Origin of the sequence: Streptomyces sp. NPDC058678 (genome assembly GCF_042714835.1) — a bacterium.
Taxonomy (GTDB): domain Bacteria; phylum Actinomycetota; class Actinomycetes; order Streptomycetales; family Streptomycetaceae; genus Streptomyces.
Genome location: NZ_JBHXSG010000054.1, coordinates 46,801 through 61,446 on the forward strand (window position 1 = coordinate 46,801; position 14,646 = coordinate 61,446).

General features: G+C 70.8%; 12 protein-coding genes and 2 pseudogenes. 8 read left to right on the forward strand and 6 right to left on the reverse strand.

Annotated features, from left to right (window positions below; all coding sequences use genetic code 11):
- Nucleotides 1-27: 27 nt before the first annotated feature.
- A complete protein-coding gene (locus ACFWWR_RS36180; protein WP_384307798.1) occupies nucleotides 28-534 on the forward strand; it encodes an MSMEG_6728 family protein in 507 nt (168 codons plus the stop codon).
- 24 nt (nucleotides 535-558) lie between these two features.
- Here the strand turns inward: ACFWWR_RS36180 and ACFWWR_RS36185 are convergent, their stop codons facing one another.
- Entirely contained in the window at nucleotides 559-1,251 is a 693-nt protein-coding gene (locus ACFWWR_RS36185) for a response regulator (RefSeq protein ID WP_383865718.1), read from the reverse strand.
- Complete coding sequence (locus ACFWWR_RS36190; RefSeq protein ID WP_383865720.1) at nucleotides 1,248-2,444, reverse strand: sensor histidine kinase; 1,197 nt, start codon at nucleotides 2,442-2,444, stop codon at nucleotides 1,248-1,250. The genes ACFWWR_RS36185 and ACFWWR_RS36190 overlap by 4 nt, the downstream gene beginning before the upstream one ends.
- Nucleotides 2,445-2,736: 292 nt before the next feature.
- On the opposite strand from ACFWWR_RS36190, the pseudogene ACFWWR_RS36195 reads away from it, so the two are divergent.
- Nucleotides 2,737-2,961 (forward strand): annotated as a pseudogene (locus ACFWWR_RS36195) (DUF418 domain-containing protein); the annotation flags it as partial.
- 52 nt (nucleotides 2,962-3,013) lie between these two features.
- On the opposite strand, the gene ACFWWR_RS36200 reads toward ACFWWR_RS36195, so the two are convergent.
- Nucleotides 3,014-3,787 carry a polysaccharide deacetylase family protein gene (locus ACFWWR_RS36200; protein ID WP_383865722.1) on the reverse strand — a complete coding sequence of 258 codons (774 nt, stop codon included), beginning with the start codon at nucleotides 3,785-3,787 and terminating at the stop codon, nucleotides 3,014-3,016.
- 473 nt (nucleotides 3,788-4,260) lie between these two features.
- Here ACFWWR_RS36200 and ACFWWR_RS36205 point away from each other — a divergent pair, with 473 nt between their 5' ends.
- The 3 genes from ACFWWR_RS36205 (at nucleotide 4,261) to ACFWWR_RS36215 (ending at nucleotide 10,488) form a co-directional block, all read left to right on the forward strand.
- Complete coding sequence (locus tag ACFWWR_RS36205; protein WP_383865724.1) at nucleotides 4,261-6,324, forward strand: glycoside hydrolase; 2,064 nt, start codon at nucleotides 4,261-4,263, stop codon at nucleotides 6,322-6,324.
- Nucleotides 6,325-6,834: 510 nt separating this feature from the next.
- Complete coding sequence (locus tag ACFWWR_RS36210) at nucleotides 6,835-7,083, forward strand: S8 family serine peptidase (RefSeq protein ID WP_383865726.1); 249 nt, start codon at nucleotides 6,835-6,837, stop codon at nucleotides 7,081-7,083.
- A gap of 210 nt (nucleotides 7,084-7,293) precedes the next feature.
- Nucleotides 7,294-10,488, forward strand: a complete 3,195-nt coding sequence (locus ACFWWR_RS36215) for a BTAD domain-containing putative transcriptional regulator (protein WP_384307801.1) — start codon at nucleotides 7,294-7,296, stop codon at nucleotides 10,486-10,488.
- Between the two features lie 85 nt (nucleotides 10,489-10,573).
- Here ACFWWR_RS36215 and ACFWWR_RS36220 read toward each other — a convergent pair whose 3' ends face one another.
- Nucleotides 10,574-11,389: an ABC transporter permease gene (locus ACFWWR_RS36220; RefSeq protein WP_384307804.1), complete on the reverse strand. Its 816-nt coding sequence runs from the start codon at nucleotides 11,387-11,389 to the stop codon at nucleotides 10,574-10,576.
- Between the two features lie 47 nt (nucleotides 11,390-11,436).
- Nucleotides 11,437-12,396 carry an ATP-binding cassette domain-containing protein gene (locus tag ACFWWR_RS36225; RefSeq protein WP_383865732.1) on the reverse strand — a complete coding sequence of 320 codons (960 nt, stop codon included), beginning with the start codon at nucleotides 12,394-12,396 and terminating at the stop codon, nucleotides 11,437-11,439.
- A 132-nt stretch (nucleotides 12,397-12,528) separates the two neighbouring features.
- Here ACFWWR_RS36225 and ACFWWR_RS36230 point away from each other — a divergent pair.
- The 3 genes and pseudogenes from ACFWWR_RS36230 to ACFWWR_RS36240 all read left to right on the forward strand — a co-directional run.
- Nucleotides 12,529-12,886, forward strand: a pseudogene (locus ACFWWR_RS36230) (hypothetical protein); the annotation flags it as partial.
- Between the two features lie 257 nt (nucleotides 12,887-13,143).
- Nucleotides 13,144-13,365 carry a type II toxin-antitoxin system VapB family antitoxin gene (locus ACFWWR_RS36235; RefSeq protein ID WP_383865734.1) on the forward strand — a complete coding sequence of 74 codons (222 nt, stop codon included), beginning with the start codon at nucleotides 13,144-13,146 and terminating at the stop codon, nucleotides 13,363-13,365.
- Nucleotides 13,362-13,772 (forward strand): PIN domain-containing protein, encoded by a 411-nt coding sequence (locus ACFWWR_RS36240; protein WP_383865736.1) that lies wholly within the window; start codon nucleotides 13,362-13,364, stop codon nucleotides 13,770-13,772. The genes ACFWWR_RS36235 and ACFWWR_RS36240 overlap by 4 nt, the downstream gene beginning before the upstream one ends.
- 763 nt (nucleotides 13,773-14,535) lie before the next feature.
- Here the strand turns inward: ACFWWR_RS36240 and ACFWWR_RS36245 are convergent.
- The coding region (locus ACFWWR_RS36245; RefSeq protein ID WP_384307810.1) for a DUF1206 domain-containing protein at nucleotides 14,536-14,646 on the reverse strand (111 nt) is incomplete at its 5' end.

Here is a 14,646-nt window from a genome sequence, read left to right on the forward strand (position 1 = left end):
AGCTCCTTATCCGTAGGGGACGACGGCATGCAGACCTTCTTGCCCTATCCCGACTTCAGAGCCTCGGCGCTGGTCCTCGACCGGCGCCGACTCGGCAAGCAGCGCGTCGAGGCGTTGCAGGTCCTTCGCGGCCTCATCGTGCCGGGCTACGGATGGCGTCGGCATCCGGCCGTGCGCATGTGGGCGGGCTATGAGGAAGCCCTGGTCCGGTACGGACTGGAGGTCTGCAAGGTGTGGTGTGACCAGGGGCATCAGGACAGCTGTGCGGCCACACTGGTCGCCGATCTCGCGGCGTTCCGTCCCGACGGTGCACCGACACGTGACCAGCCGCGACTGGCGGCCGCCGGGGAACTGCCCCCTTGGCTCGGCGACGATGCCTTTCACCGCAGCCACCGGTCGGCGCTGGTACGCAAGGACTCGGCCGCCTACGCACCGCTCTTCCCCGACGTGCCGGACGATCTGCCGTACGTCTGGCCGACGTCGGACCGGGAAAGCGACGCACCTTCCGCCGGGACATCCAGTTCTGCCCGCTAGACCGCCGCCCATGGGCCCGCCGCGTCAGGCGGGCGGCATCTGGCGGTCGCGGACGAGACCGGCGTCCCAGGCCCAGGCGGCGATCTCGACGCGGTTGCGCACGCCGAGCTTGTCCTTGATGTTGGCCAGGTGGGTCTTGACCGTGCCCAGGGACACGTACAGCTCGCCGCAGACCTCCTGGTTGGTGCGGCCCACCGCGACCAGGCGTACGACGTCGACCTCCCGCTCGGAGAGCGGATGCGGGACCGCTGCCGGCGGCTGCTGCCCGGCGAGGTGCTTGAGCAGCCGGACGGTGACGGCGGGGGAGACCAGGGCGTCCCCGCGGGCGGCGGAGCGCACGGCCTCGATCAGCAGGGTGGAGCCGGCGTCCTTGAGGAGAAAGCCGCAGGCGCCGTTGCGCAGGGCGGTGTAGGCGTAGTCGTCCTGGTCGAAGGTGGTCACCACGACCACGCGCATCGGGTCGGTGACGCCCGGCCCGGCCAGGGCCCGGGTGACCTCGAGACCGTCCAGCCTGGGCATACGGATGTCGACGAGACACACGTCGGGACGCATCCTGCGGGCGAGTTCGACGCACTCGGCGCCGTCGGCGGCCTCGCCGATCACCTCCAGGTCTGGCTGGGAACCGAGGATCAGCCGGAAGCCGGTGCGGACCATCGCCTGGTCGTCCGCGATCAGTACGCGCGTCCGTGGGCCGTTCCGATCGCTGCCGCCGCTCATGCCGGTGATCCTTCCACGGCCGCCAGGACGGGGAAGGCGGCACTCACGCACCAGCCGCCGTCCGCTGTCCGGCCGCTGGTCAGCGACCCCTCCACGGCCTCCACGCGTTCCCGCAGGCCCACCAGGCCGAAGCCGCCCCGCCCGCCGGTCGGCACAGTGGCGCGCGTCTGCGGCGCCGTGTTGCGCGCCTCCACCCGCAGGCGGTCGCCGCCGGGGTGTCGGTCCAGATCGAGGCGGACGACGACGTCCGCACCATGGGCGTGGCGGCGCACGTTCGTCAGCGCCTCCTGCACCACGCGGTGGACGGACGTCTCCACTTCGGGAGCGAGCCGGAGACCGCTCACCTCGGGCGCGATGTACAGCGCCGCGTCGGTCCCGTTCTCGGCGAACTCGGAGACCAGGCGGTTCAGCTCGGACGGCAGCTCACCCGGGCGGGCGGCCCGGTGGTCGTCCTCGCGCAGCACCCGCACCAGACGGCGCATGGAGTCCAGGGTCTCCCCGCCGGCTCGGGAGATGCCCTCCAGCAGGGGCTTGATCTGCTCCGGCGAGGTCTCCTGGATCACCAGCGCGGCGTTGGCGTGCACGATGATGCCGGTGACGTGGTGGGCGACGAAGTCGTGCAGGTCCCGGGCGAGTTCCAGGCGCTCGTTGTGGCGTACGGAGGTCACGGCCCGGGCCCGGCGGGCGTCCAGGAGACGCAGATAGCAACCGAGGCCCGCGGCGCCGCCGACGGCGAACGTCAGCACGAAGGAGAAGAAGAGGAAGTCGTCCTCCGTTCCTCCGCGCAGCGGCATGGCGATCACCGCGACGGCCAGCGCCACCGACAGCGTCACGGCGGTGGCCGGGCGCTCCACCCGCCGCGCGGTCCGGGCGAGCAGCACGAGCAGGGCGACCGTTTCCAGCAGGCCCCACGTACCGCTGGTGAGCGGGGCGTACGCGCACAGGCCCACGGTCAGGGCCAGGGAGCCCAGCGCGGCAGCGCCGGCACGCCATGCGGGACCCGGCCGGTGGGCGGGGATGAGCAGCGCGGCGGCGGTGAGGGGGCCGGAGACCATGGGCAGCCAGCTCGACCAGCGGTCCTGCGGGTCGTAGTAGGCCACCAGGTCGAACAGCCACACCAGGGCCAGGCCTCCGCAGAGGGAGACCGTGATGGCGCGCCGGACGGCCGGGGAAAGCGGGGTATCGGGTTCCACGCGGCACAGAGTACGGACGTACGGCCGAGCGGCGGGTCGGCCCGCAGGCCGATGCCGGCCACCCCGGACCGGCCCGGCGGCCGAGGACAGGCGCGCGCGTCCGGCGGGATCGTCGACGGCATGCAGATACTCACCGTTCTCCAAATGGCCCTGGCGGCGCTCGCCGGGCTGTGCCTGATCCTGTGCGCCCTCGTCACCGTCGAGGCCGGCCGATGAACTCGTCCGAGATCGCCGACCGGCCCGCCGGCCGCGATCACCGGATGGAGAGAGAGGGGAACCTACCAACTACCTCACCGCCACACTCGCCGTCACCGCCGCCACCCCGCTGCTCGGCCTCAAGGACTCCGCGCGCTGGGGCACCGCCATGCTGCTGGCAGCGGGAATCCTCGCGGTGCAGGCCGTCCTCAGCCGCTGGTGGCTGCGCCGCTTCCGCTACGGCCCCCTGGAGTGGTGCCTGCGCTGTGTCACCTGGTGGAGCATCGTGCCCATCGCCCGCTCCCGAACGGCAGCCGCCTGAAGCGGGGCCGACCTGCCGGCGGTAAGTGCGCCGGGATCGACCGGGCCGGGGCTCAGCGCACCGGGAAGCCGAAGGAGTAGCCCTGCTCCTCGAGCCCGGGGAGGATCCGGCGCAGGGCCTCGACGGTCTGGGAGCGGTCACCGCCCGCGTCATGGAAGAGGAGCGTCGGCCCGCCTGGCAACTCACGCTCGACGGTGGCGACGATGGCGTCCGTGCCCGGCCGCTCGAAGTCCTTGGTGTCCACGTTCCAGCCCAGCGGGCGCATGCCCCGGGAGGCCGCGAGGGTGCGGCTGTAGGGGGTGAAGGCTCCGCCGGGCGCCCGGTAGTACATCGGCCGTACGCCCCCGGACGCCTCGGTGATCATGCGCTCCGCGTCGAGGATCTGCTGCGACTGGTAGGCCTGGGACTGCTTGTCCATGGTGGTGTCGTGCGACACCGAGTGGTCGCACAGCCGGTGCCCGGCCGCGACCACCTTCTTCACGAGGTCCGGGTGGGCCTGGGCCTGCGTCCCCACCATGCAGAAGGTGGCCTTCACCCCGTACTCCCGCAGCACGTCCAGTACTTGCGGGGTCCACACGGGGTCGGGGCCGTCGTCGATGGTGATGTTGACGCCGCGCGCCCCCTTGTCCGAGGCGTGCACGATGGACACCGCGACCGGCTTGACGTCATTGCCCGGCGTGGGCGACGCGGCCGCCTTCGGCGACGAGCCGCTGACGACACCGGCCTGCGCGGTCCACATCGAGGCACCGGCGGCGAGCAACGTCACCCCGCACGCCGCGCCGAGCACCTTGCCGTACCAGCCCCGCCCGCCGCTGTGCCGTGCCATGTCCGCCCCGCCTTCGCGCAGTTCCGCACTGATCCTCGGTCGACCTGCGACCACCTGGCAGGACGAGAGACGGCGGCCTCGGGATGCGTCCGTTACCGATCACGGACAATCCCGGGGGAGTTCGCGGACAACTCGGCGAGCAGCGGCCGGGACCCTGCGCACACGCCGTGCGGCCGGCCCGGCAGACAGGCGATCTGGAGCTCGCACGTGTCCGCGGAGCTCGCATGTGTCTCGCACATGTCCGACGGACCTCGCACGCGTCCGACGCCGGAGCGTGGCGTGACCGCGCGCGGTGGCTCGAGTACGCAACTTTCGGTCCCGGCAGAGTCCTTGACCGTCGAGATCCGCACCGTGTAGACATCACGCCTACTGGATGTTTACGTAAACATGACATTCCGACCCCCACCACGCAGGCCCCCGATCTCTGTGTCCCGCCGGGACGCGCGGCACACAGAAGAGCTGGAGTACTCGAGATGGCACACCCCACCCGTAGGAGAAGGCTCCTGGGCATCGGCATCACAGCCCTCGCCACCGGGACCGTCCTGGCCGCCACCGCGGTGCCGGCCGCGCCCGCGGAGCCGACCGCCACCGCCTCGGTCACCGTCCGGCCCGACCCCTCCTACCAGCAGGAGAGGTTCGAGGGCTGGGGCACGAGCCTGGTCTGGTTCGCCAACGCCACCGGCGACTACCCGCCCGCGGTACGCGAGAAGCTGGCCCAGCTCCTCTTCGGGGACGACGGCCTCGCCCTCAACATCGCCCGCTACAACATCGGCGGCGGCAACGCCCCGGACGTCAAGGACTACCTGCGCGCCGGCGGCGCGGTCGAGGGCTGGTGGAAGGCCCCGGCCGGCACCACCCGCGAGGACGTCGACTGGTGGGACGCCGACGACCCCGCCGACTGGAACAACAAGGCCGACAAGACGCAGCGTTGGTGGATCGACCGCATCAAGAAGGACATCACCCACTGGGAGACGTTCAGCAACTCGCCGCCGTGGTTCATGACCGAGAGCGGGTACGTCTCCGGCAACTTCGACGCGGGCAAGGACCAGCTGAAGACCGAGTCCGTGGACGACTTCGCCAAGTACCTGGTGGGGGCCACCGAGCGCCTGGAGAAGGCGCACGGCATCAAGGTCGACACGCTCGACCCGTTCAACGAGCCGAACACCAGCTACTGGGGCACCAAGCTCGGTGCGGACGGCGAGCCCGTCGGCGGCCGGCAGGAGGGCGCCCACATCGGCCCCGAGCTCCAGCAGAAGGTGATCCGCGCGCTGGCCCCGACCCTGGAGGCGTCCAGGACGAACGCGGAGATCTCCGCGATGGACGAGACCAACCCGGGCCTGTTCGCCACCAACTGGAACTCCTACCCCCAGGAGGTCCGCGACCTCGTCGGCCAGATGAACGTCCACACCTACGGCACCGGCCAGCGCACCACCGTGCGCGACCAGGCCAAGGCCGCGGACAAGCCGCTGTGGATGAGCGAGGTCGAGGGCGACTGGGGCGACGGCCAGAGCTTCACGGACATGCGGCCCGGCCTGGGCCTGGCCCAGCGCATGGTCGACGACCTGCGTGAACTGGAGCCCAGCGCCTGGGTGTTCTGGCAGCCCGTCGAGGACTACGACAACATGAAGCCCGGCGGCGAGTCCGCGAAGGGCGGCAACTGGGGCGAGATCCAACTCCCGTTCAGCTGCACGTCCGCGGACACCCTCAAGACCTGCCCGATCTACACGAACACGAAGTTCGACACAGCCCGCAACTTCACCCACTACATCAAGCCCGGCGACCGGCTGATCAAGACGGACGACACCTCCAGCACCGCGGCCATCTCCAAGAAGGGCAACGCGGCGACGGTCGTCCACGTCAACAGCACCACCGAGGCGCGCGACGTCACGCTCGACCTGTCGAAGTTCGGCCGGATCTCCTCGCACGCCACCGTCACCCCGGTGGTGACCAGCGCCGACGGCAAGCTGGAGAAGCAGAGGCCCGTCCGGGTCACCGGCAAGCAGGCGACCCTCACCGTGCCCGCCCAGTCGGTGACGTCCTTCCTCGTCAAGGGAGTCTCCGGCGTCGCCAAGGACGCGGCCGAGCTGCGCAAGGGCCACACCTACCGGCTGACCGGCGTCCAGAGCGGCAAGGACCTCACCATCGCCGACAACGGCACCGGCCTCGTCATCAAGAGCGCCGACTCCACCGACCCCAGCGGTCAGCAGTGGCGCCTGGAGCGGATCACCGGCACCGACAACCGCAAGCGGTACACCTTCACCGAGGCCGCCGAGGACAAGCGGCTCGCCGTCCGGGACGGCGCCCTGGTGGCGGAGCCCGCCGAAGGCCGCCCCGACAGCGCCGCCCAGTGGATCATGTCCACCACCGGCGACGGCACCTGGACCCTCGTCAACGCCGCCACCGGCCGACTCGCGGACGTCAACGGCCAGTCCACGAACGAGGGCGCCGGCGTGGGCGTATGGCTGGCGAACTCCGGCACCAACCAGCGCTGGAAGGTGACGGACGTGACGGCCACCGCCGCCGCGCAGACCGAGTAACACGTCTGCCGCGGTCAGCCCACCGGTCACCTTCCCCCCACCCCCCACCTGCGACGCCCCCGCCCGTCGCCGCCCTGCCCGGGCGGCGTGGCCGGGGGCGTCGTGCCGTCGAGTAGGTGGGCCGCGCCGACCTGCCGCTGATCGTCACGTTCCGGGGCGAGAAGGCGCCCACGATGAGAGGTCCTTCGAGGCCAGCGATCCCAGATGCGCGCCCACCAGGCGCAGCACCCTCTCATCGCCGGGTGTCAAGTGCTTGAGACGGTCCGCACGGCCACACCACCAGGACCGGACACGACGAACGGCGACGCGATGCTCCTCAGCCCACCCACCCCGCCACACCCCCGCCCGATGCCACCCCAAGAACCCTGTCGCCATGACAAACGAGAACCCCCCAGGAAGGTCACGCATTCGATGAAAGAACGTCAGTTCCCCGCCGGAAAGCGACCGCACGGCTGAGGCGCGCGACACGACACAGCCCACCCGCACGCACTCCCGCGCACCAGAACGCTCATGACGCACTCCAGAGTCAGCAGCTCCAAACCCCTCCGACACCCCGGCTACCTCACCATCGACGGCACCTCGATGGCGACCCCGCATGTGGCGGGCGCCGCCGCCATCCTCGCCCAGCAGCACCCCGACTGGAGCGGCGAGCGCCTCAAGGCGGTCCTGACCGGCTCCGCGAGGCCGGGCTCGTACAGTTCCTCCCAGCAGGGCATCGCCCGCACCGACTGGTGCGGGCGATGGGCCAGAGTGCCGTGACCGAGCAGGGGCCGCTCGGCTTCGGCATGCAGCGGTGGCCGCGTCGCGCAGGGCGCCCCGCAGCCGCCGTCAGTGACGGGTGCGGCCCCTCGCACCGAGGTGCCGTCCGGTGCGCCCGTTGCCGGAAGCGTCAGGTGGGTGACGCTGACACCGCGTTGGAGGGATGATCGACACGGTAGGGGCCGGTCGGGTCAGGAGGGGGAGGCCGCCGTGGTGCGCGTGGAGCTGCTGGGACCAGTTCGGGTGTACGCCGACGATACGACGCCGGTCGAGGTGGGCGGCGTCCGGCTGCGGATGCTCCTCGCCAGGCTCGCCCTCGAGGAGGGCCGGGCGGTGTCCGTCGACTCGCTCGTCGACGGCCTGTGGGGAGAGCAGCCGCCCGCCGACACGGCCAACGCGCTGCAGGCGCTGGTGTCCCGGCTGCGCAGGGCGCTGCGCGGGTCCGCGGCGGTGGAGTCCGTGTCCGGCGGGTACCGGCTCTCGGTGCGGGCCGAGGACGTGGACGTTCACCGCTTCGAGGATCTGATCGCTCGGGGCAGGCGGGAACTCGCAGCCGGGCGGGCCGACGAGGCGGCCTCGCTGCTCGGAACGGCGCTCGGGCTGTGGCAGGGCGCGGCGCTCGCTGATGTCCTCGACGCCCCGTTCGCCGGGCCCGTCGCGACCCGGCTCGACGATCTGCGGACTGCGGCGGCCGAGGACCGCTGCGATGCCGAGTTGCGGCTCGGACGGTACGGAGAGGTGCTGGTCGACCTCGAAGCGGCCGGGGCGGAGCGGCCGTTGAGCGAGCGGGTCGCCGGGTTACGGATGCGGGCGCTGTCCGCGGCCGGACGGCAGTCCGACGCTCTCGCGGTGTACGAGGCGATACGGGAGCGGCTCGGCGACGAACTCGGCGTCGATCCGTCGGTCGAGCTGCGAGAGGTCCATCTGGCCCTGCTGCGAGGAGAGTTGGAGAAGCCCGCCGAGCGGGCCGAGGCCGCCCCGAGCCGCCTCCCGGCCCGGCTCACCAGCTTCGTCGGCCGTGACGGTGAACTGAACCGACTCTTCGGGCAGTTGGCCCGCGGCCGGCTCGTCACCATTGTCGGCCCCGGCGGCGCGGGCAAGACCCGGCTCTCCCTCGAAGCAGCCACCGGGGACCGCGCACACGCGCGGGGCCGGGTCTGGTTCGTGCCGCTCGCCGGTGTGAGCGCACCGGACCAGCTGGCCGACGCGGTCCTCGGCGCCCTCGGCTCCACCGACGGCCGCCTCTACGACGCCGGCCAGGGGCAGCGGGCCACCCCGGTCGAGCGCATGGCCGGCCTCATCGGCAGCGGCGACGCCCTGCTCCTGCTCGACAACTGCGAGCACCTCGTCGAGGCGGCCGCGGAACTCACCGCCGAACTCCTCGACCACATACCGGAGTTGCGGATTCTCGCCACCAGCCGCGAGGCCCTCGCCATCACCGGCGAGGCCCTGTGCCACCTCGGCCCCCTCGACATGCCGACGGGATCACCGGAGCCCACCGAGGCCGCGCAGTCGCCCGCCGTCCGCCTCTTCGTCGACCGGGCCGTCGGAGTCCGCCCGGACTTCGTGCTCGACGACTCGACCCTCGACGCCGTGGTCGAGGTCTGCCGACGGCTCGACGGCATGCCGCTCGCCCTCGAACTGGCCGCGGCGAAGCTCCGCTCGATGAGCGTCGAGCAGATCGCGCGCCGCCTCGACGACCGCTTCCGCCTCCTCTCCTCGGGCAGCCGCACCGCCCTGCCCCGCCAGCGCACCCTGCTCGCGCTCGTCGAGTGGAGCTGGGACCTGCTCGACGAACCCGAGCGGATCCTCGCCCGCAGACTGTCGGTGTTCCCGGGCGGCGCTACCGTCCCCGCGCTCGAAGCGGTCTGCGCGGATCCGTCGCTCCCGGCCGCCGACATCCCGTACGTCCTGGACACCCTGGTAGAGAAATCGCTGGTCGACGCCGTCGGCGAAGGGGCGGTCGAGCCGCGCTACCGGATGCTTGAGACGGTACGCGCTTACGCGGCGAGGCAGCTCGCCGTCGCCGAGCCCGGGGACGCCGTCACCAAGCGCTATGCCGCGTACTTCCTGGCCCTCGCGGAAGAACACGAACCCCGCCTTCGTACCGGCGAACAGCTGCACGCGATCGAGGTCTTCGACGCCGAACACGACAACCTCGTCCTCGCGCTGCGCTCGGTCGTCGACGCCCGGGACGGGGACCTGGCCGCACGCTTCGCCGGGGCGATGTTCTGGTACTGGGGGCTCAGGGGGATGAGCACCCAGCTCGACACATACATGGCGGAGGTCGCCGGGCAGAATTCCCTACAGGCACGGGATTCCCTACAGGCACGGGATTCCGTACAGGCACGGGATTTCGTACGGGCAGGGGAGCGGGAACGTCCGGCCGCGAACGGCGAGTCGGCGACGGCACGTGAGTTCCACCCGGCCGTACTACTCCTGCGGATGTCTCAGGTCTCCCTGCCCGCAAGCGCGTCAGGACCGGGCGGAGCCGCGGACCAGGACCCTCTCGACTCGCCCGACCCCTGGGTGCGGGCCGGCGCCCACCTGGCACGGGACTTCGCCCTCACCGAACAGGGCGACCTGGTCACCGGTGCCGAGTCCCGGACCGAGGCCCTGCGCGGCTTCGAGGAGGTGGGCGACCGCTGGGGGCTCGTGATGAGCCTGCTCCCGATCGGCCGCGACCACTCCCTGCGCGGCGAGTACCCCCAGGCCATCGCCACCTTCGAACGGACCGTGGCACTCAGTTCCGAGCTCGGCACCGAGGACTACCTCTACCTCAGCAAGGCCAGACTCGCCCGCGAACGTCGGCGCAGCGGCGATCTGGAAGGCGCCTTCCGTGATCTGCACGCCGCACACCGGCAGGCCCGCGAGCGCGGACAGCTGCGCCTGGAGGCCAACATCCTCGTGGGCCTGGCCAATGTGCACCGCAGGGCCGGTGAACTGGCGCAGTCCGACGCGACCCTCGACCGTCTCGAGGCGCTGAGCGCCCGGCGCCCTTCCCTCAGAGAAGAGGCCCGCGACCTGATCGTCAGCACCCGCATCGAGAACCGTCTCGCCGAGGGGGACGCCGTGCAGGCCAGGGCCCTGCTGCCCGAGGCGGCCGGCGCCCTGTTCGGCCAGGGCGCGGGCGCCGCGCTCGCCTGGGTGGCCGAACTGCTCGGCGGACTGCGGACCTTGGAGGGCGCTCCCGAAGACGGCGCCAGATCGCTCGGCATGAGCCAGGTGATGCGCGGCGCCTTCGACTGGGGTGAGCCGGAGTGGCGCGAGCTGATCGACCGCATCGTGGCGACGCTGGGCGAGGAGGGCTTCAAGAAGGCGTACGAGGAGGGGGCCGCGTGCTCCCGTGAGGACGCCCTGCGGTGGCTGGAGGCGGAGACCTTGCGGGCGGTGCCGCGGATCTGACGAGGCGCGCGCGGTCATGCGGACAGCCGGGCGGGGCCCGCACTGTGGGTGCGGACCCCGCCCGGCCGGGTTTGTCACCGGAGGATCATCCGGCGTTCTTGCGGTAGGCGCGCAGGGCCAGCGGGAAGAAGACCGCGATCACGCCGGCCATCCAGGCGAGGCTGCCGGCCAGGGAACCGGCGACCTCGCCGCCGTTGAGCAGGCCGCGGACCGCGTCGGACACCAGGGAGACGGGGTTGACGTCGGACCAGGCCCGGAGCCAGCCGGCCATGCTGTCGGTGGGGATGAAGACGTTGCTGGCGAAGGTGAGCGGCAGGATCAGGATGGTCATCAGGCCCTGCACGGAGGCGGGGTTCTTGATCAGCATGCCGAGGAACACCGAGAGCCAGGAGAAACTGAGGGCGAAGCCGATCAGCAGGGCGAGCGCGGCGAGTGATGCGACCGGGCCGGCCTCGAAGCGGTACCCCATGACCAGGGCGAGGACGACCAGGGTGCCCAGGCAGACGACATAGCGGACGATGTCCGCCAGGACAGCGCCGATCAGCGGGCTGGAGCGGGCGATCGGCATGCTGCGGAACCGGTCGAAGATCCCTGTACTGGCGTCCGCGCTGAGCGAGGCGCCGATGCCGACGCTGGCCTGGAAGACGGCCATGACCATGACGCCGGGGGTGATGAGCTGCAGGTAGCCGTCGGTGTCGCCGCCCGACATGGCGTCCCCGAAGAGGTAGACGAACATCAGCAGGCTGATGATCGGGGTGAGAATCACATCGACCAGCTGGATGGGCGACTTCATGAACTTGGTGACGCCGCGGCCGGCGAGAGCGAGGCTGTGCTTGGCGGTCTGCGCAAGGCTGATACGGCTGGGGAGCTCGGCGTGGGCGCTGAGGGTCTGGGTGCTCATGACGGGGTCCTCTCGGGAGAGTCTGCGCGGAACGGGGAGCCGGGGCTTCAGACGGCGGCGGGCTGTTCGTCGGTGACGGCGGGAGCGTGTCCGGTCAGGGCGAGGAAGACTTCGTCCAGGCTGGGCAGCCGCAGGCCGAGCTCGTCGGCGGTGATGCCGGCGCCGTCCAGGCGGCGGGCGACCGCGGCGACGAGCAGCGGGTCGTCGACCGGGACGGTCAGCACGCCGGAGTCCTGCACGGGGGAGTGGCCGGACAACTCGGCGACCAGCTGCGCGACCTGCGGCACATCGGCGGCCATGGCGGGCCGGACCTGGAGGATCTGGCCGCCGACGCGGCGCTTGAGCTCACCGGGCCGGCCTTCGGCGACCTTGCGGCCCTTGTCGAAGACGGTGATGGAGTCGGCGAGCTGGTCGGCCTCTTCGAGGTACTGCGTGGTCAGCAGCACCGTGGAGCCGTCCGCGACCAACTTCCTTACGACATCCCAGACTTCCTGTCGGGCGTGCGGGTCAAGGCCGGTCGTGGGCTCGTCCAGGTAGAGCACCTGGGGCCGGCCGACCAAGGACGCGGCCAGGTCCAGGCGCCGCCGCATACCGCCGGAGAAGGTGGCGATCGGCTTGCGGGCCGCCTCGGTGAGGGAGAATTTCTCCAGGAGATCGGCGGCCCGCGCCTTCGCATCGCGCCGGGACAGGCCGAGCAGCCGCCCGATGAGCACCAGGTTCTCGGCACCGGACAGGGTCTCGTCCACGGAGGCGTACTGACCGGTCAGCCCGATCAACTGCCGGACCTTGACCGGGTCCTTGACGATGTCGTGGCCGCCGATGCTGGCGTGTCCGGCGTCGGGGCGCAGCAGCGTGGCCAGGATGCGCACGGTGGTGGTCTTGCCGGCACCGTTGGGGCCCAGGACGCCGACGACCTTGCCGGCCGGGACCTCCAGATCGACGCCGTCCAGGGCGGTGAAGTCGCCGTACTTCTTTACCAGTCCCTCGGCCCGGATCGCGTACGCCATGTTCAACAACTCCTCGTCAGGTCCTCGTCGTTCTCGATGACCATGACGATGCCGGGCCCCGCTGACAGTCCGCGGTCAGCACGCTGACAGCGGTGGTCGACAGCCGTCAGGCAGTATCAGAGCCTCCGCGAAAAATGGCGGCGCGCCCGTGCCGTCGTCGGCCTCCCGGACGGCTTTCGCTTCTACGACCTTCGTCACACCGGACATAGCTCTCGACCCGCTCGGGTGCCACCCTCAAGGACACGATGGTCCGGGCCGGCCAGGCCTCCGAGAAAGCCGCGCTGATCTATCAGCACTCCGAGAGGAGCGGCAGCGGGACGTAGCCGCGGGGCTGGACGACATGGTCCGCGCCGAGCGTGCGAAGGACCACAAGAACAACCGCGCGCACCACAAGGAGAAGCCCACCGGCAGCTGGCCAAGCTCTTGTGGTGCGGTTGTGGTGCACCACCTGCGCACCGGTCCAGACAACAAGGAACCCCCGGGTCTTTGACCTGGGGGTTTCACATGGAGCGGGTGACGAGAATCGAACTCGCACTCTCAGCTTGGGAAGCGATGGCGCTTGGACGGGCTGCATGACTTTGACCTGCATAGATGCCTCTGCTACGGCGATTGCGAAGGTCGGGCCGCGCCGCTGTCAACCATGACTGTCCGCTCCTGCGGGCACGCCGTGGGCGCAGACCGTGGCCTGGCTAATGTTGGTGGCGTATTCTTCTTTGTACATCACCAACATCGTGCAGGAGGTGCCGCGTGTCTGTGACCCAGATCGACATCGACGACGACGCTCTGGAACGCGCCATGGCTTTGTCCAAGGTCAGGACCAAGAAGGAGGCAGTCAACCTCGCCCTGCACTTCTATGCCGAGCAGCAGGAGCGTGCGGCGCGCATCAGCCGCCACTTCGAGCGTGCGCGTGAATGGGGTGCCGTCGACGACGCGGAGCGTCTGCACCGGGCGGAGAAGAACAGCCGGTGATCTACCTGCTCGACACCTCCGGCCTGGTCCGGCTGCTCCGCGATCCGAAACTGCAGCCGGCCTGGTACGACGCGATCGACGCCGGGGCCATCGCATCCTGCTATGTGCAGCGCGCCGAGTTCCTCCACAGTGCCCGGAACGGACGCGAGTACGACGAGATCACGGAGATGTTCACCGACCTCTACCCCGATGCGGCCGTACCGAAGAACGCGGGGCGCTGGATCGGTGCGGTGCAGCACCGTATGGCCCGGGCCGGAGAGCACCGCAGTGCCTCGGCGGTGGACCTCGTCATCGCCGCGACCGCAGCCCATCACGGACTGGCTGTCCTGCACGACGATGCCGACTACCGCGCCATTGCCCGGCACGCATCCGACCTGACCGAGCACAACATCCACGACATCGTCTGAGAGGTTTCCACCGTGCCTGCGTCAGGCGAGGGTGGCGGACCATGTCGTCATGCCGGAGAACACGGAGCATCGCCCGGGTGCCTCCCGGTCCGTCGGTTTCCGCTCCGGCGTGCTCGTCGAAGTCCTGCCTGCTGGGCAGGAGTTGGGCAATCGGTAGTGCTGCGGCGTCCGTAAACTTGGCCTGACACTGTCGCCGAGGCCGTGACCGCACGCAGCTGCCCGAGCACGAGGAATCACGCCCGGATCACGGGCCGTGCTTCTGGAGGCGCGGTGCTGCCGGAGCGCGACTGCCGGCTGACGCCCTCCGTGGTGCGGCGTCATCTGCGGGACTGATCCCGGGCTCCGGGCTCTCGCGCTCGGCAGTCTCGCCGGACCGCACCGCCGTCCCTGTCGCTGTCCATGCGGCGCAGTACAGCAGCAGCCTGGCCATGAGGTTGATCCACAGCACGACGGCGACCGGCACGGCGAAGGCGCCATCGCGCTGATCGTCATCGGCGCTGCCGTCGACGGCATGCTGTATCTGCTCTCCACCGGCGTGCTGCTCCTCATCGCCGCCGTGCTGTACCTGCTCGTGCGCTCGGTATCGCGCTCGCGCCGACGCCCGGCCCACTGACGCGTGGTGGTGGATGGCGGACCGCCGCTCCACATGCGCTCGGAGACGGGGGCTGGACGGTTCGCTGCTGTTGTGTTGGCCAGTGCGTGGCGACGGCCCGGCCCAAAGGCGAGCCTGGCGAGGAGCCGGCAGATCAGGCTTGGATCACCGTTACAGGCGGCGCCACCGAGCGGAGGCGAAGGAGAAGACGCCGAAGAGGATCAGCCCGATCGCGACGGCGACCAGGAGCCACGGCCCCACCGGTGTCTGCGTGAAGCTGCG

What these genes read in the sequence shown, in the direction of transcription:
- ACFWWR_RS36225 (WP_383865732.1), bottom strand. Translation starts at nt 12,396, where the DNA reads ATGGCGTACGCGATCCGGGCCGAGGGACTGGTAAAGAAGTACGGCGAC.
- ACFWWR_RS36185 (WP_383865718.1), bottom strand. Translation starts at nt 1,251, where the DNA reads ATGAGCGGCGGCAGCGATCGGAACGGCCCACGGACGCGCGTACTGATC.
- ACFWWR_RS36200 (WP_383865722.1), bottom strand. Translation starts at nt 3,787, where the DNA reads ATGGCACGGCACAGCGGCGGGCGGGGCTGGTACGGCAAGGTGCTCGGC.
- ACFWWR_RS36205 (WP_383865724.1), top strand. Translation starts at nt 4,261, where the DNA reads ATGGCACACCCCACCCGTAGGAGAAGGCTCCTGGGCATCGGCATCACA.
- ACFWWR_RS36210 (WP_383865726.1), top strand. Translation starts at nt 6,835, where the DNA reads ATGACGCACTCCAGAGTCAGCAGCTCCAAACCCCTCCGACACCCCGGC.
- ACFWWR_RS36220 (WP_384307804.1), bottom strand. Translation starts at nt 11,389, where the DNA reads ATGAGCACCCAGACCCTCAGCGCCCACGCCGAGCTCCCCAGCCGTATC.
- ACFWWR_RS36180 (WP_384307798.1), top strand. Translation starts at nt 28, where the DNA reads ATGCAGACCTTCTTGCCCTATCCCGACTTCAGAGCCTCGGCGCTGGTC.